Genomic DNA, 23171 nt, shown 5'->3' on the forward strand with positions numbered 1-23171 from the left:
TTTGATGAGTAAAAAATGTTAAATGCTTTGAGCAGGTCCGTACCCCTCCGGCCATTTACACTTTATTTGAACGCTGCCCAATAGAAGCTTTACTTTCACATCAACCATAAAACTAACCATTATGAAAAAAGAACAGATCGCAGCATTATTTCAGCAGTTTGAACAAGCCGCTTACCAGTACAACCGTTGATAAATAGCCTCACCCAGCCATCAAAAGCAGAAAGATATTCCTGTCAATCCTTACTGATACATAAATCATTAGCATTGTAATACTAATTAATTTAGTAACTTCGGTTATGTTTTTTATCGCCGATCTGCATACACATTCGCATTATGCCGGAGCTACCAGTAAATTTCTCTGCCTGGAAACGATGTATCAGTGGGCATTGATAAAAGGTATTGATGTAGTGGGCACGGGCGACTTCACACATCCGGCATGGATAAAAGAGCTGGAGGAAAAGCTGCAGCCTGCCGGTAACGGGTTTTTTACATTAAAGCAACTGCCGGAATTAACTGTGCTGCCCGGCGCAAAGCCACAGGGCAGAACGGTGTACTTCTGCCTGTCAACGGAAGTGAACTGCGAATATGCAGTAAACGGTAAACAGTATAAGAACCACCATTTAATATATGCCCCGGATTTTGAAACTGCCCGCCACATCAACAAAGCCCTTGCAGGCTACGGCGATCTTTCATCCGACGGAAGGCCAACACTCTTGTTACCGGCGCATGAATTGTTGAAAATAGTATTGGATATTGCTCCCCGGGCCTTTTTTGTACCGGCGCATATATGGACACCCTGGTTTTCAACGCTGGGCTCAAAGAACGGGCATGCTTCGCTTCAGGATTGTTTTAAAGATGTTACGAACGAGCTGTTTGCTGTGGAAACAAGTCTTTCTGCGGATCCGCTCATGTGTCGGCGGTATGCAGAATTAGATGGGTTAACCCTGCTCTCCAACTCCGACGTGCACTCCGCCCACAAGCTGGGCAGGGAAGTGAATTTGCTCGATACAGCACAGGATTACGATGCGATGTTCAATGCCTTTAAAACAAAACAGGGTTTCTCCGGAACCTGGGAATACTATCCGCAACGTGGCAAATACTTCAACGATGGTCACCGCAATTGCAATATATCATTTGGCGTAGAAGAAGTGCATGATGCTACTTGTCCTGTGTGCCGGAAGCCGTTGACCGTTGGCGTTGCGCACCGTGTGGAACAATTGGCCAACCGTAGCGAGCAGGAAGCAGCCGGTCAGGTTCAGCCTTTCAAATATGTATTGCCATTGCCCGAAATATTTGCTGAGATCGCAGGCTTTAGCGAAAGCAGCTTAAAAGTAAACGCCCTGTATGTAAAAGCAATATCGCATTTTGGTACGGAGTTCAATATTTTGCACCAGGTGCCCATACAGGATATTCAACGTTATCATCATCAGCTATCCGTTGCTGTTGATCGCCTCCGTCAAAATAAAAAGCATTTCACCGCAGGTTATGACGGCGCTCATGGCCGCGTCTGGTTTTTTGATAAAACGGAATTAAATACAAAACCCGAACAGATGGTATTGTTTTAAGGATCGCTCAGCCATTGACGTTATGAGGTAACGCCCTGCATCCCTCAAAAATAATATTATTGAGCCAACTATCGGATTCGAACCGACGACCCTTTCATTACGAATGAAATGCTCTACCAGCTGAGCTAAGTTGGCGTAATGTTATTGCTGCAAAATAATGATCAGCAATTAATTGTTGTACACTCCCATTGCCTGAAGCAGTTATTTGCCCACTGCCATTCCACCAATAGTGCACAGCAATCCGGCAAAAATACTTAAACCCGTATACAATGAAAACTGGAGATAATGTCCGTTTTTCAATAAATCTATATTCTCGTACGAAAAACTTGAAAAAGTAGTGTACCCGCCACAAAGCCCGGTAATTAAAAACAGCCGCCATTCCAAATTCAGCATATTGTTCCTGGAAGCCAGTGCATAAAACAGTCCTATTAAAAAGCAGCCGGTAATGTTTACGATAAAGGTTCCGGCAGGAAATACCATAGTAGTGTGCCTGCTTATTGACCACTGCACTACATAGCGCAGTATACTGCCAATACCACCACCAATTCCTATAAAGAGTAATTGTTTGAACATACCATTCTAAATAAAACCTTCCTACAAAAGGAGTACAAAAAAAAGAATATTCCCGGAAAACTTTTGATTTTTTAAAATTAATCGTAATATTGCGATATAATTACAACGATGGGAGCAACAAAGGCAGAAGAATTTTCGGTAAAAGACAACAGGGTAGCAAAATATGCCAGGGCACTGGCGCATCCCGCACGTGTGGCCATATTGAAATTATTGATCAATAAGCAGTCCTGTATTTGTGGTGATATCGTGGATGAACTGCCGCTGTCGCAAAGTACGGTATCACAGCATTTAAAAGAGCTGAAAGTCGCAGGTTTAATAAAAGGAGATATAGAAGGGGTGAAGGTTTGTTATTGTATAGATGAAACGGAATGGAACATCGCCAAAAATTACATAAGCGATTTGTTTTCGGCATATAAAGCCGTTGCCGGAAAATGCTGCTGATTTTTTTTGACTCAATCAATCGTAATATTTCGATCATACACTTTAAATATTAAAAATATGCAAACGCAGGAACAACTAAAAGATATAGTAAGGCAGAAATACAGTGAAATAGCCTTGCAGGATAAAGAAGTAAATCAGTCCTCCTGTTGCGGCGCTGGTGGCTGTTCAACCGAAGTATACAATATTATGACCGATGATTACAGCCAGGTGGAAGGATATGTGCCCGATGCCGATTTAGGGCTGGGTTGCGGACTGCCCACGCAGTTTGCCAAAATAAAGGAGGGCGATACGGTCATTGATCTGGGCAGCGGCGCGGGTAATGATTGCTTTATTGCAAGAGCAGAAACCGGGGCAGCCGGTAAGGTAATTGGTATTGACTTTACACCCGCTATGATTGTAAAAGCAAAAGCAAACGCTGAAAACCTGGGCTATACCAATGTGGAATTCAGGCAGGGCGATATTGATAATATGCCTGTTGCCGCCGATGTAGCGGATGTTATTGTAAGCAATTGCGTGCTTAACCTTGTGCCCGACAAAGCCAAAGTATTTAAAGAAATGTACAGGGTGCTGAAACCCGGCGGCCACTTCAGTATTTCAGATATTGTGCTGGTGGGCGAGCTTCCCGGTAATCTTAAAAAAGATGCCGAAATGTATGCGGGTTGCGTGGCAGGCGCCATTCAAAAGAAGGCATACCTGGAATTGATACAGGCGAGTGGTTTTGAAAATATGGTTCTGCAAAAAGAAAAGCCCATCGTCATCCCGGCCGATATACTAAAGAACTATTTGAATGAAGATGAAATGGCTGATTTTAAAGCAGGTCACACCGGTATATTCAGCATTACCGTATATGCTGAAAAGCCAGTAGAAGCAAAAGATACCTGCTGTGGTTCGGGATGCTGCCAGTAATCATTTAAAGTTAAGGGAATGAAGAAGATTTTAGTACTCTGTACGGGCAACAGTTGCCGCAGCCAGATAGCGGAAGGATACCTTGTGCATTTTGCAGGCGATAAAGCAGCAGTATACAGCGCAGGTATAGAAACGCATGGCGTAAACCCACGTGCGATAACGATTATGAAGGAAGATGGTATTGATATTTCAAAGCATACTTCCAATAATATGGAGGAATACCGGCGTATTGGGTTTGATTATATTATTACGGTTTGCGACAATGCCAGGGAACGCTGCCCGGTTTTTCCTTCAACCGCACAGCAGTTTCATCATAATTTCCCGGATCCGGCAAAGGCAAAAGGTACTGAGGAAGAGATCATGCAGCAATTCAGAAATGTAAGAGATATGATTAAAGCGTATGCGGATGATTTTGTAAAAGAGAATATACAATAACCAGGGCCTGTGTAGGCTTCATGCATATCTTTAGCATTACCGGTGACAGCTATTTTTAGCTGCAGATTCGCAGAAGATTTCTGTGAATCTGCAGCAGTTTTTTTTAAAATAGGTATACTACAGGCAGCATGGTCATGTCTGCATACTAAATTTCATGTGCTGTTTTGCTTTGTAATCAGCCGTTTTTATTTTCTTCTTTGAATTTTTTATCGGCCGCAGCCGCTTTTTCAAAGTCAAGTACAACACCGTTAATGCAGTATCGCAGGCCGGTCGGCGGCGGTCCATCTTCAAATACGTGCCCCAGGTGACTTTTACAGCGCCCACACATCACTTCAGTTCTTTCCATACCTGCTGTATTGTCCGGAGCATAAATTATACTGCCTTTGGTAACAGGCTCGTAAAAACTGGGCCAGCCGCACCCGCTTTCAAATTTGGTATCGCTTCTGAATAAGGGATTGCCGCAAGCCGCACAATAATAGGTTCCCACATCGCTGAACTTTTCGTACTTACTGCTCCATGGTCTTTCCGTTCCTTTTTGCCTCGCTATATAATAAACGTCTTCGGGCAAAACTTTTTTCCACTCTTCATCACTTAACACAACCTTCGACTTGTCGGAGCGGGAGTACACTTTGTTTTTATTATTTGTATTATCCATATGTGCTGATGATTTTTTTTGAGGTGGTTGCGAAAAACTACACTGGCAAAAGATCATGGGCGCGAATAACAACGTAAAAAGAGGTTTTATATGCATGATCTGTGATTTTGACTTTAAAACAAATTTACGAAACAATATCAACTACGTTATGTACGATGTTTGACCAAAAAAAATCAACCTCTTTTTTAATATAATGTTAAAAATGGTTTAAAAATATATTTTTGCAGCAAAACCATCAGCATGTCCTTAGAAGATGATATCCGCCAACCTTCGTTCCGCAATGAGCACCAAAAAGGCATTATCAACATGATCTATACCTGTAACTGGATCATGGCGCGGCAGAAAAATTTTTTCGATCAGGAAAATATTACGCTTCAGCAATTCAATATTCTGCGCATACTCAGGGGTTCTTATCCAAAGCCTATTTCTACACTTCAGATCAGGGAAAGAATGCTGGATAAAATGAGCGACACCAGCCGTATTGTAGACCGGCTGGTTATAAAAGACCTGGCAACTAAAAAACCCTCCCTCACCGATAAACGCCTTGTAGACATTGCCATTACCTCAAAGGGCATTGCTATGCTGGAACGTTTGGATCGAAAAAATGAAGAAATGGATTCCCTTTTACAAGCGCTCTCGGAGCATGAAGTAAAAATACTGAACCAACTGTTAGATAAGATCAGGAAGCCGGATTGATGTATCTTCCGCTTTATTTATTCCTTTATAATTGCTGCATGAAAGTTCTGCTTATTTTCTGGGCTGCTGTTTGTCCTTTTGTTTTTTGCGCTGCACAACCTAAATATGAGTTTCGTGCCGCATGGATCGCTACTGTAGACAATATTGATTGGCCGTCAAAGGGAAATTACAATTCCGACAGCCAGAAAGCGGAGTATAAGAAACTGCTGGATATGCATGTACAAAATGGCATGAATGCGGTTATTGTGCAGATCCGTCCCGCAACAGATGCTTTCTATCCTTCGCCTTATGAACCCTGGAGCGAATGGCTTACGGGTAAGCAGGGCCGCCCTCCCGTGCCCTATTATGATCCACTGCAGTTTATGATTGAAGAAGCCCATAAAAGAGGACTCGAATTTCATGCCTGGTGCAATCCTTACAGGGCGGAATTACAGATCGGCAAATCCTCTATTTCACCCACCCATATTACCAAAGTGCATCCCGAATGGTTTGTGGCTTATGGAGGGAAAAGGTATTTTGATCCGGGTAACAAGGAGGCGCAGGAATTTGTGGTGAATGTGATCCGCGATATTGTTAGCCGTTATGATGTGGATGCCCTTCACTTTGACGATTATTTTTACCCTTACAGGATTGCCGGACAGGAATTCCCGGATGATAAAACCTACGCCCAATATGGTTCGGGTATGGACAGGGGCGACTGGCGAAGGGGTAATGTAGATTCTATCATTGTTAAACTGCACCGCGGGATAAGGCAGGAAAATCCGCATTGCAAATTTGGTATCAGTCCTTTTGGGGTATGGCGCAACAAAGACAGGGACAGCCTGGGAAGTGATACCAAAGCCGGGCAAACCAATTACGATGACCTGTATGCCGACATATTATTGTGGTTGCGGGAAGGATACATTGATTACGTAGTGCCCCAGTTGTACTGGGAGCATGGCCACAGAGCGGCGCCGTATGAAGTGCTGGTAGACTGGTGGAGCCGGCACAGCTATGGCAAACATTGTTATATAGGATTAGGTATTTATAAAGCAGGGAGCAATGTACGCTGGCGCGACAGGAATATCATTCCCATGCAAATACGCGATGCAAGATCATACAGCACCATACAGGGGCAGGTTTATTTCAGCAGTAAATCTTTTTTGAAAAACCCTAACGGGTGGAACGACAGTTTGCAGCAGCATTACTATAAATATCCTGCTTTAATTCCTCCCATGCCGTGGATAGACAGCATACCGCCCAAACCCCCGGTAATCAATACCATCAGCAGCGAAGGAAAAGGATCTGAACAACAGGTCAGGATCAATACGGCATATATTGATACAGACAAAAGGCTGCGTCAATTTGCTTTATATGTTTTTCCTTCTTTGGAAAATACCGATATCTCCAATAAAGCGCCATTGCAGATCATTCCATCTACTACAGATTCAGCAGATTGCGTGTTGACATTATCGTTGTTGCCACAGCCGCTTTCTTCAGGTAAGGAATTATACATTGGTATTACCGCGGTAGATATTAACAATGTGGAAAGTGAGATCAGCATACTGCAAAAATTGGAAAGGGCAAATGAAAAATCCGATTGGGAAATAGTGAGGTGAGCGTGAAAGTTTGAAAAAAGCTACAATTAAAAAATAAACTTCATTCCCCCTGATTTGTTATTGGCAACTTTTTGCGAATTATTTTGTACAGGATTTTGCGAAGTCTGATGCATTTCCTGTTTCATCCTGTTGATAGAGGTCTGAATAAAAAAAGATGATATTACATTTAAATCATTGTGCTTATGTGAAAACTTAAGTGCATTAATATACTCCTCTTTTTGTTTTGCTTCGATGATAACATATGGGTGGCCGGCTTTAGCCAGAATAAAATTTGACAAGAGTCGTCCAAGTCTGCCGTTACCATCAGGAAATGGATGGAGATAGATAAAATATTTGTGGAATTTGGCAGCTATTTCAATTGGATGGACTGTTTTTTTTTCTAATGCTGCTTGTGTCTGCTCCATTAAAGCCGGCACGTTGGCGATGCTGGTTTCATGATCAGGAAATATGGTGTCGCCTGCTGCCATCCTTGATTTGGTATATTCTCCCGGTGCATAACCTTTGGTATATTGAATCGTATTATTAGTAAGCAGCTTATGCGTATCTACCAGCAATTGTTCTGTCAGAGGTAATTCCAGGTTAGTAAACAGGTATTCAAAAGCTTTAAAGTGGTCTAAGATTTCATAGGCTTCAAGCATGGATTTATTCTGAAGCTTCAGATTAAGCCCATGCTCTTTCAGTTCCTTTGTGTCGTTGACAGAAAAGCTGTTGCCTTCTATCGCGCATGAATGAGCTGAAAGGAGGATTTCATTGTATTCAAAAAGGGTTTCTTTGGAAAATGTGGATGTTACTCGTTTGTATTGTTCAAGCGTTGATTGATACTCAGTTAAGAGCTTTTCTATTGTATGATCATTACTCATTATGTGACGGTATACTATTAATGTACAATAAAAACGTGATTTTCAAAGATTTGTTTTGATGCAAAGTTAGGCAATTATGAATGTTATGTTTAGCAGTCATAGTAAGGATTTATGCTAAAACAATCTCCCCTGTTGTCCCGGTCTTCTGAAAATGGTAGTATCCAATTCAAAACGGTCTTCATTCATGTGATACATTTTGCCGTATTTTTTATATTGTTGCGTTATAATCTCCGCTATGGCGCCTTCTCCCCGCATACGCAGTCCCCAGCGGGTATCGTTCACTTTGCCATCGTGACTTTGCTCAATTAAATGCCATACTTTATCGGCTCTGTCGGGGAAGTTTTTATACAGCCAGTCGTGAAACAAAAACTTGATAGCGCCATTTAAACGGATGAAAGTATAGGCGGTAAATACAGCGCCCACATCTGCGGCGGCTTTCATGATGCGCTGCATTTCGTGATCATTGAGCCCCGGGATCATAGGGCCCATCATCACACCCATGCGAATGCCGGCACTGCTTAGCTCTTCAATTACTTTTAGTCGCTGTTTGGCAGTAGTGGTGCGGGGTTCCATTACCCTGCGCAAATCTTCATTAAAGGAAGTGATGGAAACCATTGCCGATACCAGTCGCTTTTTGGCCAACTCCTGCAGTACATCCTTGTCTTTAATGATCCATGCGTTTTTGGTAAGGATTCCTACCGGCTGGTTGAATTCATTGCATACTTCAAGCAGCCCCCTGGTTAACCGGTATTTTTGTTCGGCGGGCTGGTAACAATCGGTATTGCCACTCAGCATAATGGGCATTACCTCCCACCTGGGATGCATAAGTTGCTTTCGCAACAACTGTGGCGCATTTTTTTTAACGATGATCTTTCGTTCAAAATCCAATCCTGCACTATAGCCCCAGTATTCATGTACGTTGCGGGCATAGCAGTAAATGCAGCCATGCTCACAGCCGGCATACGCATTCATGCTGTAAGCCATGCCCACATCCGGGCTCTCTACTTTATTTACAATGGTTTTTGAAAGTTGTTCCAGGTATTGTGTGGGCGTGTTGTCTTCCGACCAGTCGTCAATGGCTTCCACGTGTTCCCTCGTTCTTTCGTCTTTAAGAAAACGGTTCTTGGTATTGAACTGGGCGCCGCGACCCTGTAAATATTGCTCTGCCTCCTCTTTTTCTTTGGCGGAAACTTTATAATGATCCTGCTTAAGTTTTTCTGACATAAAATTGATTCAAACTTGTTAATAAAATGGGATTAATGTCGAACTCATCTTCTTTGCGTACGATCAGATAATCTGAAAAATTACATACTTTTTGTTTTGAAACACGGTGTCACAGAGACATAAAGACACGGAGGATGTTTTGTCTTTACTATTCTTATTTTTTTGAAACACCCGCGCGCAAGGCGCGGGAAATGCCTTTGTTTTCTCTGTGCCATAGTGTCTCCGTGTCCCTTTGTTCCAAAACCAATTTGCGCGTTCATTACATAATCATTCTTTTAATTCCCTTTTTCATCAGGGGTACATTAAAATTTAATATATAGCCTAAACGTTTTCCACTTAGTTTCAAATAACTCAATACCTGTGCGTCCCATACAGGATGGTAATACTCTTGTGCTTTTAATTCTACAACAACCAATCCATCTACAAGTAGATCAATCCGCAGGCCTTCATCAATTACCAGTCCATCATATTGTAACCGGACAGTCTTTTGCCTTTCAAAAGGAATATTTCTTTTACCCAATTCATAGCAGAAACACTTTTCATATACACCTTCCATTCATCCGGGGCCAAATGCCCTATGAATGCAGATTGCGATATCTATTATCTGGTTAGCTAACCACTGCTCTCTTGCTGTAAGTGGATCGAAATCTTTTTGCTCACTACTATTTACCATTGACGTCTTCTATTTTAAATCAGCTCATGTTGTTACAATAGGGCGGCATGTCCGGGCAATTATCCAAACAATTCTCCCTGTATTGTGGCTACCGGTAAGTTCTGGAACGCAAACCGTTGTACGATCTGGTATGCTTTTGTGTTTTGTGCCCGTTTCAGCAGCAGCATGCCATCCGCAATAAAGCGCCCGGTAAAGTGTTTGTTGCTGTATGCCAGCCATGCTTTTTCATATTGCCAGGGCTGCAGCTTGCGCGCAACCGTTACATGCGGTTCCATAATAAAATGCGGCTTGTTCTCCTCATTTAATTTCATTAGCCGTTGCGTTTCACTGCGCACCTGTTTAATAAGGTTTTGCACCGGCACTTTTGTTACCACATTAATATATATGGTGTGCGAAGGAAAGCTGCCATAGTCGCGCAGTTCCGCCTTAAACGGATACTGCCCCATGCCTACCGCTTTGAGCCGGTTCACAATCCGTGCTTCCATCATTTCGTATTGCACAAAAGTTGCCAGCGTAATGTGCGGCTTGCCCCACCTGGCTTGCGCACTCTGGTATGTTTCAGCAAATTCTTCTTTTACTTTTACAATCTTATTCCATACTTCTTCCGGCGGGCTCAGCACCAGCAGGTATTCATTAATGCGATAGCCGGGCAGCATTTGAATATTATGTTCCATAAAAAACCATTTTGAATGATCAAATATTTAGTATAAATTTACTAAAAATATTAGTAATTCCAAAAAATGATATATGGACGGCGAAATGGTGCTCAATACTGCTTACAATGGTTCAAAACGCTTTACACAATGGAATGTGGATCATGCCAACGCCACAGGTTTCGGCGCTGCCGCGGATGATTATATGGAAAGAGGCATCGATTTGAATGAGCAACTGATCCGCAACAAGCCCTCAACTTTTTTAATGAAAGTAAGCGGGGATGCAATGATTGATGCGGGCATATTCAACGGTGATATTGTAATTGTTGACCGGTCGGTAAAAGCCGCTAACGGTAAAATAGTAATTGCCATACTCAATGGGGAAATGCTGATCCGCAGGCTGGAGAAAACTTTTAATAAAACGAGACTGATACCGGAAACACGCAAGCTGTCGCCTATAGATATAGACCTGGCTGCTGCAGATTTTTCAATATGGGGTGTGGTTACTTATTGTATTCATGCAGTATGATGGAGTGTACAAATCCGAAGCCGGAAATTGAGGGAATACAAAGCAGCAAGAACCAAAATGCAGAAGACAAATAAATTTTAAATTCCGAAGATGTACAAACAATAAACCATAAACTCATACCTTCCTTATGGTATATTGTGTGGTGAAAGTGGTGCTGTTGCCTGCTGCGAGTGTAATAAGACCAATACCATTATTGAATGAATCGGGCGGGGCGCTGAGGTTTTCAATAGCAATGCTCTTGCGGTGCGGAGGAATGTAAATTTGCAAATAAGGATAGCTTTTATCCGGTCGTATTTCCAATTGCCATCCTATGGAAGGGGCGCGTAAAATACACATGGGTTGCGTTTTGCTGAAATCCAGCACAAATGAATTGTCCAATGCTGTTTCACCAATGCGTGCTGGTGAAGTGAATGCAGTATAAGGCAATATTTTTCCGGAAGGAATAAGATTGATGAATTCCATCATTTCCTGCGATTGAAATTGCAATTCGAGATCATCAACCTTACTGCCAAAGGTAAAATAAGGGTGCCAGCCATCGGCTATTGGCAGGGCAGAATCACCTGTGTTTTTTACCGTGGTGGTGATGCTTAATGCATTTTCTTTTTCCAAACGATAATCAATAATGCAGTTATACGGAAAAGGATAACCTGCATCACCGCCTTTATATTCATGCAATAGACTTATGCCGGCGAAATTTTCGGTTGCCTGTTCCTGCACTAACCGGAACGGTTGTTTGTATAATAAACCGTGTATGGCAGATCCGTTTAGCAAAAAATTATTAAAATGATACTGCTGGTTGTTAAACCTGTATACTGCATCGGGGATCCTGCACGGGAAGGGCGATAGCTTTAACCCCTTAAATCCATTGGCTTCGGCATTTTCATCAAACTCTTTTTTGCTATCGTAACTGTCAATAATATTTATTGAATCTTTTTTGTACCGCACAGTAAATGCATGCAACATGGCGCCGCAGCCAGGTACAATTTCTACTTTACTTTGTGAAGCATTGTCTGTTAACAGGATCTTATCAAATCCATTATGCTGAAGTTTCTCTATTGCGAACATTGACGGTGATTTATCTCCAAGATAATATAACGCAACGACAAAACGCCGCTCAACCGGTTGCGTAAATTAAAATGCCCGCATGATTTACTCACGCGGGCATTTTAATTATATCAAACTCAGGATCAGTTCAGGTATTTTAAAACCTCTTCGCTCATTGGTTTTACTTTGCTTGGAAAAACAGTAACCAGCTTTCCTTTTTCATCTATCAAAAACTTGGTGAAATTCCATTTAACCGGATCTTTGATCCCCAATTTCTCCGCTTCGTCATCAAGGTATTTGAACAATGGATGTATATCATCTCCTTTTACAGAAATCTTAGCCGCCATGGGAAATGTAACCCCATAATTTTTTTCACAAAACTCCTTTATCTCTGCATTGGTGCCGGGCTCCTGCCGCATGAAATTGTTTGCCGGAAATCCAATAACCACCAGCTTTCCTTTATATTGCTCATATAATGCCTCCAGGTCTTTGTATTGAGGAGTAAATCCACATTTAGATGCGGTGTTTACTATTAATATTTTTTTCCCTTTATATTGGGAAAGATCAATTGTTCCGCCTTCCAGTCCTTCTACTTTAAAATCGTAAACAGAAGAGGCGATCATTACAGCAAGTGCTACAAATAATAAACGTATCATAACGAAGAGTTTAATTAAAGTACAAATTTGCTACAAAAAATCCGAATCCGGCGTTAATCTTTTGTATAACAGCCCAGGTCGGGCTCACCTGTTCTTGTTTTTCCATCAAGATCATTGCTTACCGGAGTGGCTGTGCCCGCGTTAACAGCAGGAGATTGATTTTTATCAATATGATAATCAAAATAATGGCGATCGGCATTAACACTGTCAAATGCAGGGTCCTGGTTGGCGATACTATTCATTACATTAATATCCGGCGATATATTTTTAGCCTTGTATAAAACATGATCAAAGTTTGCATTAAAAGCAGTGTTGCCTTTTTTATCTGCTAACACTTCATTTTCAACATTTTCGCCGCCAGCCCATATGATACAGTTGCGGAACAGTGCATTGAGATTATAGCTGTTGCCTGCCTCATCGGCATTGCTTAAGGTCAATAGCGGTTTTTTATGACTGATATAGCTGTTATCATAACCTACTATTGTACAATAGGTGAAATTATATTCTCCACCTTCGCTGAGCACTATATTGGATCCGCAATTGCTGATAAGGCAGTTCACAGCATCAATACCAGAGCCCAGCGCCTGTATGCCGGCATCGTATATATTATCTATAGTACATTGTCGCAGTTGTAGTTTGGGTAATGCATTAGCGGCGTCTCCAAAGGCTATAATGCCCCGGTACGCGTTTTTGATAGTGCCGTAATGAATTATATTATTAACACTGGTTTGCCTGAAATATATACCTGGCCAGGATGCCGGAAGATCGCGGTATACGTTATCTAACCTGTCGCCCTGGAAACTTACACCCTCCGTGTTTGTTCCGTTAACGGTCAATGTGCCGTCTACAATAAATGGCGCATCGGCATGCAAATAAATACGGCAGCCTTTTTCAATGGTGAGTGTGGCATTTTGCGCAACCTGTATGCCACCCGAAATAACATAGGGGAGATCATTGTTCCAGGTAATATCTGTATCAATAAAATGATTGCGCAGGAAATGTGCGTTTTGTCCATACGCTTCTAATTGAATATATTTTTGATTGCCATTGTAATTAACCTGTATACTATCCTGCACAATAAAAGGAAGATCGGTTGATGAAGGATCAATAGTAACCGAAACGAATATATAAATGCTGTCTCCTGCCTCTATTTCAATATTGTTTATCTCCGGCGAAGCGTTGCCATCCACATTTATTTTATAGCCGGAGCCATTGCCTCCCATTAGTTTTATACTGCTTAGTTTGAGTTTTTGTGTGTTGCTGTTGATGATGGTAAAATATTGTGTAACCGATCCGGTGGATGTGAATACGGTATCGAATCGCAAAGTGTCGGCGGTAAAAGACAATACCGCATTTTTATCGGTAATGAATGTTTGTTTTTTACAGGACACAATACCTTTCAGCAAAAACAATAGCAGCAAAAAATAAATGAGTCTTTTCATTTGCACGTATAATTCTTTTAAGCAGCAGCAAAGGCCAAAGTGGCAATGCTTAATTTTACATCCGGCACATCTTCCAGGATAGCATTACCACAGGCTTCAATGGTAGCGCCTGTGGTAATCACATCATCTACCAGCAATATATTCTTTTGACGGAGTTCCGTATTGGCTGCTGTTGTAAAAACACCTTCTACATTTTGCCAGCGCTCCATACGTGTTTTATGGGTTTGAGTAGTAGTATACCTTGTGCGGAGCACTGCATTGTATAATACCGGAACCTGTAAAACTGCAGCAATGCCTTCGCCTAATAAAGCCGCCTGGTTATAACCTCTTTTATATTCCTTATCAGGGAAAAGCGGTAAAGGAACAATCGCATCCGGCAGTTGAAACCTTGAGGATGTTTGTAATGTTTCGCCCATCAGCGTTCCAAAGTAATGGGCCAGTTCTTTATTGTCTTTGTATTTAAACTGGTGAATAAGCTGTTGCAGCAATGAATCTTTAGCAAAGTAATACTGGCTCATGGCACTGCTGCAGATCAGTCTTCCCCAAAATGTTTTTTCAACCGGGTTATTGGCGAGCGATGCGAAGCCGGTTTCGTGCAGGTGCTGATAACATTTCAGGCAAATGAGGTGATGCCCGTTAACCAGGTCGCTTCCGCAGCCATTGCACAATTGCGGAAAGAGAAGGTGAGAAACGCTATTGAAAGCAGTTTTTATCAAGTGCAATTCATTTTAAAACAGGTATTTATACAGTTCGTCAACCCTGCCCAGCGTTACCAGTTCAATGCCAAAATGTTGTTTGCTTAAGCCCTTTTGATTGTATTTGCTGATGATCATTTTTTCAAAACCCAGTTTTTCGGCTTCTGCAATGCGCTGCTCTATCCGGTTTACCGCCCTTATTTCACCACTCAGCCCAACTTCGCCGGCAAAAGCAATCTGATGCGGAAGGGAAATATCTTCATAAGAGCTCAGCAAAGCGCTTACCATGGACAGGTCTATGGAAGGGTCTTCTACTTTTAGTCCGCCTGCAATATTCACAAATACATCCTTCATTCCAAAATGAAATCCGCCTCTTTTTTCCAAAACAGCCAGCAAAAGCTGAAGTCTGCGCAGATCGAACCCGCTGCTTGTTCGTTGAGGGGTGCCATACACCGATTGGGTAACAAGCGCCTGTACTTCTATCAATAAAGGCCGTTGCCCTTCAAGCGTAGCTGCAATGGCTATACCGCTTAATTGTTCTTCTTTTTGGGTAATCAGTATTTCGGAAGGGTTAGATACCGGGCGCATACCGGTTCCTGTCATTTCGTAAATGCCTAATTCGGAAGTGGAGCCAAAACGGTTTTTGAGCGTACGTAAAATCCGGTAAGCATAATGCTGATCGCCTTCAAACTGAAGTACAGTGTCAACCATATGCTCCAAAATTTTAGGGCCGGCAATACTTCCTTCCTTGGTAATGTGTCCAATCAAAAAAACAGGTGTGTTGGTTTCTTTTGCAAAGCGTTGAAATTCGGAAGCGCTTTCCCTGATCTGCGATACGCTTCCTGCGGAAGATTCAATGTATGGAGAATGTAAAGTTTGAATGGAATCAACAATTACCAACTGCGGCTTTAGTTTTTTTATTTCCTGGAATATAATTTGTGTTGATGTTTCGGTAAGCAGGTAAAAGTTTTCATTTTTGATATTCAGGCGATCGGCCCGCATTTTAATTTGCTGTTCACTTTCTTCTCCACTGATGTATAAAGTAATCACGTCTTTCAGCAATAATGCGTTTTGCAGAAACAGCGTAGATTTACCAATGCCCGGTTCACCTGCTACCAGCACAAGACTTCCTGTTACAATGCCATCGCCTAAAACCCTGTTCAGCTCTGCATCCGGTGTAATAATCCTTTTCTCTTCCGCCGCTGATATTTCGTGCAGCGCAATTGTTTTTACTTCGCTTCCATTCTCACTGTATCCTTTCCATCCCTTATTATTTTTAGAAGGTTTTTCAATAAGCTCTTCCACAAAAGTATTCCACTCGCTGCATGAAGGACATCTTCCTGTCCATCTAGCAGATTCATAGCCGCAATTACTACAAAAGAAAGCAGTTTTTATTTTGCTCATGTGCTAAAGATACGGAGAGGGAAGAAACCGGAAATGGATATGTTTGATTGTATCGTAGTATAGGTAAAGTAAAAAATGGGCTTTGGTCAATCATTAAAATTTGACTTTATGCTGAAGAAAAGATCATTGATGAATATGCAAATGAGAATTACAGCAATTAAAATTTAAAGACGGGTAAAATTTTTAAAAAGATCGCAGAAAATATTTTACAAAGAAAACATGCAGATAAAAACGAAAAGTATTTTAAAGTTAAAGGGTCAGCTTTCGCCGACCCTTTAGTACTTACTAACCCATTAAATTCTTGCACTAAATTACAAATTGCTTAAACATAACAAAATTAATTTTGGCCCCTGTGAATAACTTTTCATACCACAGGACAGCCTGTTTGCGCATTATAATTATATGTTAATCAGTATGTTATGGTTTTTTTTAAATTGCCCGAAGCTTAGTAAATTTCGTCAAGTTGGCAGTTATATTTTTTTTAAACTAATGCAACTGACAAAAAGACTTCATACACATTTGTTTCCCGGATTTAATGTCAATAATCTTAAATGGTAGGTAGTTTGCTGTATTTAACGCATAATAAATATTCAAAAACTATGGGATCAATTTGGGTGGTATCGCTCATTTTTGTGGGTATCAGTATGCTGGTAAGCATGCGCTTAAAAGGAAAATTTGCCGGTTACAGTAAAGTAGGACTTACAAGTGGCTTAAGTGGCAGGCAAGTGGCAGAAAAGATGTTAAAAGAAAATGGAATATATGATGTTGCCGTTAACGCCTCAAATGGCTTTTTAACCGACCATTATAATCCATTGAATAAAACCGTAAACCTTAGTCCGGATGTGTATAATGGGGTGTCTGTGGCAGCCGCAGCGGTGGCCGCCCATGAATGCGGTCATGCCGTTCAGCATGCTACTTCCTACAGGTGGCTAATGTTAAGAAGCCGCCTGGTGCCTGCAGTGCAATACAGCTCTGTGCTGGTACAGTGGGTTTTAATTGGTGGCATACTCCTCATCAAGGTGTTTCCCTCGCTATTATTGATAGGAATTGTTTTATTTGCGCTTACTACCATCTTTTCTGTTATAACCCTTCCGGTAGAGTTTGATGCCAGCAAACGGGCCTTAGCCTGGCTGCAAAGAACCAATGTTACCAATGGGCAGGAATTTCCCATGGCGAAAGATGCTTTAAAGTGGGCTGCCATGACTTATGTAGTTGCGGCGATAGCTTCTATAGTTACCCTTGCTCAATATATACTTATATACGCTGGCAACAGGAGAAGTTAAATAATTTTTATTTTATTATATGTACTCCCGGCACGGCAACCGGGAGTGCTTTTGTCTTTATTTAAAGCTCCACACCGGGTTTTTTACATCGTGATAAAAAAGAAAGGTCCATTTTTCCCGTTGGCCCTGCTGCCACCATTGTTGCCGCAGCTCCATGCATTTTTTCCCATCATAATCGTATTTGGCTACAAACCTGCTTTTCATCTGGTGCAACTGGGGGGCGTCATCACCCCCGAAAAAAATAGTTTCCCCGTTTTCTTCTATCCAAAATACCTGGTGCCAGGGACTGTGAGCGCCGGTAACCTCGTAACGGATATAATCATCAATAACGCCATCTCCCTGTAAAAAATGTACATTGCCTGCATGCTGCAGTATTTCGATTTCGCCGGGTATATACGATGGCAATCCTTTTTGCAATGCAAACGATAATTCCTCCTGTTGTACATAATAGGTGGCATTAGGAAAACTCAGGAAACGCTGGTTAAGCATTGTATCATTTAAGCTCACTCCACCCGCGTGATCTTTGTGCAGGTGGCTCATCAGTACTTTGGTGATATCTGATGGATTAATATCATTGTTAATGAGGTTTTGATGAATTTGAAGCGTGTCGCCGGCACTTAAAAACCCCAATCCCGCATCTATTAATAAAATATCTTTTGAAGTAACTACGACAAAGGGTTGAATTTCCACGAGCAGGCTTCCCGCAGGTCTTTGCTGAAGATCATCATTAGTAAGATTGAAGGGAACAAATAATTTAGACTGGTCAATGGTAAAACTGCCTTCGCTTAGTGGAATAATTTTCATAAGGCAAATGTATTAACGAATCTCAAATTTGAGATTTCAAATTGAAATTACCTGAGCACCATCTGCCTGTCTTTATCCAAACGAAGCAGTATGAATATCATAATGCTGAAAGTTACCAGAGATAAACCCCCGTAACTTACAAAAGGAAGCGGGATACCAATTACAGGCGCCAGGCCCATTGTCATGCAAAGATTGATAGCGATGTGAAAGAAAAGTACAGAAGCCACTCCGTAAGCATAACACCGGCTAAACGCACTTCGCTGCCTTTCTGCAATAGTAACAATGCGGAAAAGCAAAATAACGTAAATGGATAAGAATATCATGCTGCCCACAAACCCAAAGCCTTCTCCAATGGTACAGAAAATAAAATCTGTTCTTTGTTCAGGTACAAAAGCATAACGGGTTTGAGTGCCTTTTAAAAGTCCTTTTCCCAACAAACCGCCACTGCCTATTGCAATTTTACTTTGCTTTACGTTATAGTTTCCGGCATCTCTTTTTTGGGGGGTATTCTTTTCAATATCGGCAAGCGCAGCAGCGTCTTTAGGAATATAATCCTTTCCAATGGTATCGTATATGCGTTTTACCTGGTATGGTTGTAATACATGATCAAAAATAAAAGGTACAGCAAAGCGCTGTATGCTTACACAAATGGCCCAGATGGTAATGATCCAGAACAATACAGATTTGTAGCGTTTAATTTGCCGGCGCATAAAATAAGCGGCAAGCAGCCCAATGCCGGTAAGAATGAGCGCAAGTATATTGGGATCCATTAATAAGGTAGCTACTACCAGTATAGCAAATGAAAATCCTATTACCAGCACAATAGCAGGTAAGCCTTCGCGAAACATTACCAGGAAAAATGAAAAATATACCAGTGCCAGCCCGGTTTCTTGTTGCAATATAGCCAGCAAAGCCGGCGCCACTACAATAGATGCAGCGATTAACTGCGACCGGAGTTTGGTGAAATCGGTTTCAATGCGCGACATATATTTTGACAGGGCAAGATTGGCAAACACTATGCATAGCTGTATGGGTTGTAGCTGAAAGGCATTACCGAATTTAATGATGGATTCGGTTCCTTTAATGTTTGAGTGGAATGGAAAAACCAGCAATAATAAAAATATACCTGCCGTATACCATAAATTGGCTGTTGCCGTAAAAAACTTGCTGTCTGTTAATAGTATTACAACGCCTGCAAAAAGGGAAAACAAAAAAAACATAGTTTGTTTTCCATAATCGGTTCTAAAAGAAATGAAACTATCCACTATATTTTCACCTTCATTATAAGTGGCGGCAAAAATGCTTACAATGCCTACAAGGCATAATAATATATACAGCAATAGCAGCAAGCCGTCTATACCCTTCGATATTTCATTGTTGTTGGTTCTCATCAGGACGCTTGGTTTTTCAGGTGTTTCTCATCATTGATCCATATTGTATCTGCCTTACGGGGCGGTCTTTTAATATGTATGATCTTGTTATCCGGAAAAGCATGTGCTGAAGAAGTGTCGGCAGGTCTTTGTGCCTTCCTGTTGTTCACGGTTTCTTCAGATGCTTTTACTTTTACAGGCTGAGCTGCTTTTACAGGTTTTTTTTCTTTGATTGTATATCCCCTTAGATATTTTTTGATGTAACTGCTGTCTTTCCTCAGGTTAAAATAAAAATAAGCTCTTGTAGAATCCGCAATGAATTGTTTGCGTTTAAGGTAGGAAGGCATAAGGTTGGTATTGGATATTCTTTCTACCTCTTTCATCCGGTCGGTTCGTATAGAATCTGTAAGATATTTTTCTATCAAAAAGGAGGCGATGGGAGATGCCCATGTAGAACCAAACCCTGCATTTTCAACTGCTACGGCAATGGCAATTTTGGGATTTTCACGTGGCGCGAAACAAACAAACATTGAGTTATTGGGAAGTTTGATGCGTTTACCATCCAGAATAGTATATTTTTCAGCAGTTCCCGTTTTAGCGCAAATACTTATGCCCGGAACCTTTGCACTTCTGGCCGTTCCGCTTTCCACCACATCCTGCATGCCGGCATGAATGGCTTCGTATGCTTCATTTGGTATATGCGTGAGCGCTGCATGTTTTTCCCTGAATTTATTAAGTATAGAATCCTTTGCGGTTTCGTTTTCAATTTTTTCAACAAAATGCGGGGTGTAATAATAGCCTTTATTGGCAATGATGCACATGGCATTGGCCAATTGAACAGGAGTTACCTGCATTTTATCCTGCCCTATACCCAGGGTAACATTGGTGCATGAATTCCATGATCCCCTGTAGTCTTTATCATATTCAGTGGTATCCGGAATATTGCCAGGCAATTCATTGGGGAGATCTATACCTAATTTTTTACCCCAGCCAAATGCATTCATATATTCTTCCCAGCGGGCATACCCTTTTTTTACACTTCTGTCTTTGGAATTATCCAGTGTTAGCCTGTATATCTGGCAGAAATAAGAGTTGCATGAATTGGCTAATGCCAGGCGCATATTGGCCGCATGTCCTGGATTATGGTGTTCGCATCTTACTAATCTTGCACATCCATGATAGGCGCCGTTACATGCTACACCATAGTCGGCAGTGATAACCCCCATATCAAGCGCAACCAGTCCGCCAATAGGTTTAAATGTAGAGCCCGGCTCATACATACCTCTTGTTGCACGGTTCATAAGTGGTGCAGATACATCTAATGCTAAGTTTGCGTATTTTTTCTGGCGTGTACTCCCTGTAAGGTCATTCGGATCGAATGAAGGTCCCGACACCATAGTGAGAATGCCCCCTGTTTGGGGATCAATAGCTACTATGCTGCCTACTTTATTGGCCATTAGTTTTTCGGCTAACTGCTGTAGTTCAATATCTAAGTAAGTGTACAGGTTGCGGCCGGCCGATGCAGCGGTATCGTATTTACCGTTTTCCCACGATCCCTGTAAACGGTTTCTGTTATCCTTAATCAGGTTTTGAATACCTCTTTGTCCCATCAGCACACTTTCATAATATTGCTCCAGCCCCGACCTGCCTACAAAATCACCCATCTGGTAAAAATAATTGCTTCGCCGGATAATGGCTGTGTCTACCTCGCCAATATCGCCCAGCAAATGGGCGCCGGCATTATACAGATAATTTCTTATTGGTCGTTCAATCAGTGTAAATCCGGGGAACCGCCAGATATTCTCCTCTAATTTGGCCTGCAGATCAAGTGAAAGCAACCCTTCAAAAACAGAAGGCCGGTAGCGCCCGTTTTTGATGATAGCTGTAATTATCCTTTCCCTGAATTCGGCTGTATCTATACTTAAAAGTTTACATAAAAAAAAGGTGTCTACCTTTCTTACTTCGTAAGGAGTAACAGTAAGATCATAAATGATAGTATTGTTCAGGATGGCTTTGTTATTCCGGTCAAAAATAATTCCCCTGTCGGGATATACCACTTTCTTGTATACTGCATTATCGAGCGCCAATAACTTGTACTTATCAGAAACCACCTGAAGTATAAACAAGCGTCCCGCAATAATTAAAAAAGTGGCCGCAAAAATGAGCCTTATAATAGTTTGTCGTGATTGATTAAACGCAGGCATAAATATCCCCCTATATGTTTGTCCTGAACTTCTGTTTCCTGTAAAATAGTATTTCCGTGATCATGATCAATAAAAAGCTAACGCCTGTAGTAGCTATAACCTTGCCTAAGAAGTACCAAAAATTTGCAAATTGCAGCCATTCTAAAAAAACAAGGTAAACATTATGAATAAAAGACAATACCAGCACATACACAATATATGGAGACCATCCCATGCTGGAAGGTGCGGGAGCAATATAATTAAAGTCTGAATCTTCTTTTGAAATAAGAATATTGATCATAAAAGGACGAAGGTAAGCTACTAAGGTGCAGGCAGCGGCATGAAGCCCGGGTGTTTTAGTAAAAAAATCAAGACTAAGCCCAAACAAAAAGCCTGCTAAGGTTAATGAAAGCCTTGGTATTTTAAAAGGCAGCCATAGTATAAAAAGGAAATACAGGTAAGGTGTAATAAACTGGTGAAGAGGTGGTATTTTATTCAGGATAAATACCTGGAATAATATAAAAATTATAAAACGGATAATATTTTTCAATAGTTCACTCATCTTTACTCCTGTTTGCGTGTTGCTTTTTCTAAGGCGTCCTGTTCCTCCTTTTGCAAATTTTTTACGGCATATACAAATTGAATATTAAAAAAATTAGTGGATGGTTTTATATTCATCAAATAAAAGTTACTGCCTGCCTGGCTTACAATTTCAACAATAACACCTATAGGCTGCCCGGGAGGGAAAGTAGAGTACCTGCTGGTTACAACGGTATCGCCTTTCTTTGCCTGGGCCGATTTGGGAATATTTCTGAAGGTAAGAAGCTGGGGATTTTTGCCATCCCATTCCACACTGCCCGTTTCACCTGTTTTTAACAGGCTGGCGCTTATGCGGCTTTGCCGGTGTAATAGGCTCATTACTGTAGCCATATTCGGGCTTACGTTTACTACGGTTCCAACAACTCCCGCGGGGCTAACTACAGCCATATCTTTGGTGATTCCCTGGTTGGTTCCACGGCTTATAGTTAAATAATTGGTTTGTGAAGTAACAGAATTGTTAATGACCTTGGCAGGAAAATACAAGTATCGCCGGTATTGTTCAAGCGAATCTACTTTTATAGAATCCACTACAATTTTGGTAGTAGTGTCTGCGGGGAGAAAATCATCTTTTAATAAATTACGAAGCTTTTGATTTTCTTCAACAAGTAATGCATTGGTTTTTTGGAGTTGAAAATAGTACTCAACGGTGTTGTATTGTTTGCTTATTTTGCCGGTTACTTCGCCTGCAACACCCATAAATGCCGCTTCATGAAACCTGTTATAATGAAACAGCATATACAGGGCAACCGCCTGCATTATAATAAAGATGAGGAAATTAAAATAACGCCTGACAAAAAGAAAAACATTTCGCACTTGGTTGTGTTTTTACAATTCTACAGTTTGAATACCGCCGGTAAAAATGTTTTCACAGAGGGAGGTGTA

General features: G+C 41.4%; 24 protein-coding genes and 1 tRNA gene. 8 read left to right on the forward strand and 17 right to left on the reverse strand.

Translation table 11 applies throughout. The annotated features are described in order from the left end of the window. Positions 1–296 precede the first annotated feature (296 nt). The gene (locus tag FRX45_RS09885) at positions 297–1565 is read left to right on the forward strand and encodes an endonuclease Q family protein (protein ID WP_152268246.1); all 1269 of its coding nucleotides are present in this window, start codon (positions 297–299) and stop codon (positions 1563–1565) included. Between the two features lie 62 nt (positions 1566–1627). Here FRX45_RS09885 and FRX45_RS09890 read toward each other — a convergent pair. Both FRX45_RS09890 and crcB read right to left on the reverse strand, forming a co-directional pair. Further along, positions 1628–1700 (reverse strand) — tRNA-Thr (locus FRX45_RS09890). 66 nt (positions 1701–1766) lie between these two features. Continuing rightward, the gene (gene crcB, locus FRX45_RS09895) at positions 1767–2138 is read right to left on the reverse strand and encodes a fluoride efflux transporter CrcB (RefSeq protein ID WP_152268247.1); all 372 of its coding nucleotides are present in this window, start codon (positions 2136–2138) and stop codon (positions 1767–1769) included. 108 nt (positions 2139–2246) lie between these two features. Here crcB and FRX45_RS09900 point away from each other — a divergent pair, with 108 nt between their 5' ends. Genes FRX45_RS09900 through FRX45_RS09910 form a run of 3 tightly spaced genes read left to right on the forward strand, consistent with a single transcriptional unit; the run spans position 2247 to position 3920 of the window. Continuing rightward, a complete protein-coding gene (locus FRX45_RS09900) occupies positions 2247–2579 on the forward strand; it encodes an ArsR/SmtB family transcription factor (RefSeq protein WP_152268248.1) in 333 nt (110 codons plus the stop codon). A 57-nt stretch (positions 2580–2636) separates the two neighbouring features. Continuing rightward, complete coding sequence (locus FRX45_RS09905) at positions 2637–3485, forward strand: arsenite methyltransferase (RefSeq protein WP_152268249.1); 849 nt, start codon at positions 2637–2639, stop codon at positions 3483–3485. Between the two features lie 18 nt (positions 3486–3503). Beyond that, positions 3504–3920, forward strand: coding sequence for an arsenate reductase ArsC (locus FRX45_RS09910; protein ID WP_152268250.1), 417 nt, complete (start codon positions 3504–3506; stop codon positions 3918–3920). A gap of 175 nt (positions 3921–4095) precedes the next feature. Here FRX45_RS09910 and msrB read toward each other — a convergent pair whose 3' ends face one another. Further along, positions 4096–4575: a peptide-methionine (R)-S-oxide reductase MsrB gene (gene msrB / locus FRX45_RS09915; protein ID WP_152268251.1), complete on the reverse strand. Its 480-nt coding sequence runs from the start codon at positions 4573–4575 to the stop codon at positions 4096–4098. A 240-nt stretch (positions 4576–4815) separates the two neighbouring features. On the opposite strand from msrB, the gene FRX45_RS09920 reads away from it, so the two are divergent. Both FRX45_RS09920 and FRX45_RS09925 read left to right on the forward strand, forming a co-directional pair. Next, complete coding sequence (locus FRX45_RS09920; protein WP_152268252.1) at positions 4816–5271, forward strand: MarR family winged helix-turn-helix transcriptional regulator; 456 nt, start codon at positions 4816–4818, stop codon at positions 5269–5271. Positions 5272–5309: 38 nt separating this feature from the next. Beyond that, entirely contained in the window at positions 5310–6869 is a 1560-nt protein-coding gene (locus FRX45_RS09925) for a glycoside hydrolase family 10 protein (protein ID WP_152268253.1), read from the forward strand. Between the two features lie 26 nt (positions 6870–6895). Here FRX45_RS09925 and FRX45_RS09930 read toward each other — a convergent pair whose 3' ends face one another. The 4 genes from FRX45_RS09930 to FRX45_RS09945 form a co-directional block, all read right to left on the reverse strand. Continuing rightward, the gene (locus FRX45_RS09930) at positions 6896–7729 is read right to left on the reverse strand and encodes a Fic family protein (RefSeq protein WP_152268254.1); all 834 of its coding nucleotides are present in this window, start codon (positions 7727–7729) and stop codon (positions 6896–6898) included. Between the two features lie 114 nt (positions 7730–7843). Beyond that, on the reverse strand, positions 7844–8953 hold the full coding sequence (locus FRX45_RS09935; protein WP_152268255.1) for a PA0069 family radical SAM protein: 1110 nt from the start codon (positions 8951–8953) through the stop codon (positions 7844–7846). A gap of 259 nt (positions 8954–9212) precedes the next feature. After that, a complete protein-coding gene (locus tag FRX45_RS09940; protein WP_152268256.1) occupies positions 9213–9509 on the reverse strand; it encodes a GxxExxY protein in 297 nt (98 codons plus the stop codon). A 176-nt stretch (positions 9510–9685) separates the two neighbouring features. Continuing rightward, a complete protein-coding gene (locus FRX45_RS09945; RefSeq protein ID WP_152268257.1) occupies positions 9686–10300 on the reverse strand; it encodes a 2'-5' RNA ligase family protein in 615 nt (204 codons plus the stop codon). Positions 10301–10373: 73 nt separating this feature from the next. Between FRX45_RS09945 and FRX45_RS09950 the strand changes: the two genes are divergently transcribed. Next, complete coding sequence (locus FRX45_RS09950) at positions 10374–10808, forward strand: LexA family protein (RefSeq protein ID WP_152268258.1); 435 nt, start codon at positions 10374–10376, stop codon at positions 10806–10808. 114 nt (positions 10809–10922) lie between these two features. Here the strand turns inward: FRX45_RS09950 and FRX45_RS09955 are convergent, their stop codons facing one another. The 5 genes from FRX45_RS09955 to radA form a co-directional block, all read right to left on the reverse strand. After that, positions 10923–11873: an aldose 1-epimerase gene (locus FRX45_RS09955; protein WP_152268259.1), complete on the reverse strand. Its 951-nt coding sequence runs from the start codon at positions 11871–11873 to the stop codon at positions 10923–10925. 122 nt (positions 11874–11995) lie between these two features. Beyond that, positions 11996–12508 (reverse strand): glutathione peroxidase, encoded by a 513-nt coding sequence (locus tag FRX45_RS09960; protein ID WP_152268260.1) that lies wholly within the window; start codon positions 12506–12508, stop codon positions 11996–11998. A 53-nt stretch (positions 12509–12561) separates the two neighbouring features. Beyond that, positions 12562–13950, reverse strand: a complete 1389-nt coding sequence (locus tag FRX45_RS09965; protein WP_152268261.1) for a hypothetical protein — start codon at positions 13948–13950, stop codon at positions 12562–12564. Positions 13951–13967: 17 nt separating this feature from the next. Continuing rightward, a complete protein-coding gene (locus FRX45_RS09970; RefSeq protein ID WP_152268262.1) occupies positions 13968–14666 on the reverse strand; it encodes a ComF family protein in 699 nt (232 codons plus the stop codon). A 12-nt stretch (positions 14667–14678) separates the two neighbouring features. Then, on the reverse strand, positions 14679–16049 hold the full coding sequence (gene radA, locus FRX45_RS09975; RefSeq protein ID WP_152268263.1) for a DNA repair protein RadA: 1371 nt from the start codon (positions 16047–16049) through the stop codon (positions 14679–14681). A 599-nt stretch (positions 16050–16648) separates the two neighbouring features. Between radA and FRX45_RS09980 the strand changes: the two genes are divergently transcribed. Further along, positions 16649–17332: a zinc metallopeptidase gene (locus FRX45_RS09980; RefSeq protein WP_152268264.1), complete on the forward strand. Its 684-nt coding sequence runs from the start codon at positions 16649–16651 to the stop codon at positions 17330–17332. A 57-nt stretch (positions 17333–17389) separates the two neighbouring features. Here FRX45_RS09980 and FRX45_RS09985 read toward each other — a convergent pair whose 3' ends face one another. From FRX45_RS09985 to mreC, 5 genes are read right to left on the reverse strand one after another with little or no spacing between them, the layout of a single operon-like run. Then, the gene (locus FRX45_RS09985; RefSeq protein WP_152268265.1) at positions 17390–18136 is read right to left on the reverse strand and encodes an MBL fold metallo-hydrolase; all 747 of its coding nucleotides are present in this window, start codon (positions 18134–18136) and stop codon (positions 17390–17392) included. A 47-nt stretch (positions 18137–18183) separates the two neighbouring features. Continuing rightward, positions 18184–19527 (reverse strand): rod shape-determining protein RodA, encoded by a 1344-nt coding sequence (rodA, locus tag FRX45_RS09990; RefSeq protein WP_152268266.1) that lies wholly within the window; start codon positions 19525–19527, stop codon positions 18184–18186. After that, positions 19527–21710: a penicillin-binding protein 2 gene (gene mrdA, locus FRX45_RS09995; protein WP_152268267.1), complete on the reverse strand. Its 2184-nt coding sequence runs from the start codon at positions 21708–21710 to the stop codon at positions 19527–19529. The genes rodA and mrdA overlap by 1 nt, the downstream gene beginning before the upstream one ends. Before the next feature lie 10 nt (positions 21711–21720). Beyond that, entirely contained in the window at positions 21721–22251 is a 531-nt protein-coding gene (locus FRX45_RS10000; RefSeq protein WP_152268268.1) for a rod shape-determining protein MreD, read from the reverse strand. Positions 22252–22253: 2 nt separating this feature from the next. Then, positions 22254–23102, reverse strand: coding sequence for a rod shape-determining protein MreC (gene mreC, locus FRX45_RS10005; protein WP_152268269.1), 849 nt, complete (start codon positions 23100–23102; stop codon positions 22254–22256). Between the last annotated feature and the right edge of the window lie 69 nt (positions 23103–23171).

The organism is Agriterribacter humi (assembly GCF_009192765.1).
Lineage (GTDB): Bacteria > Bacteroidota > Bacteroidia > Chitinophagales > Chitinophagaceae > Agriterribacter > Agriterribacter humi.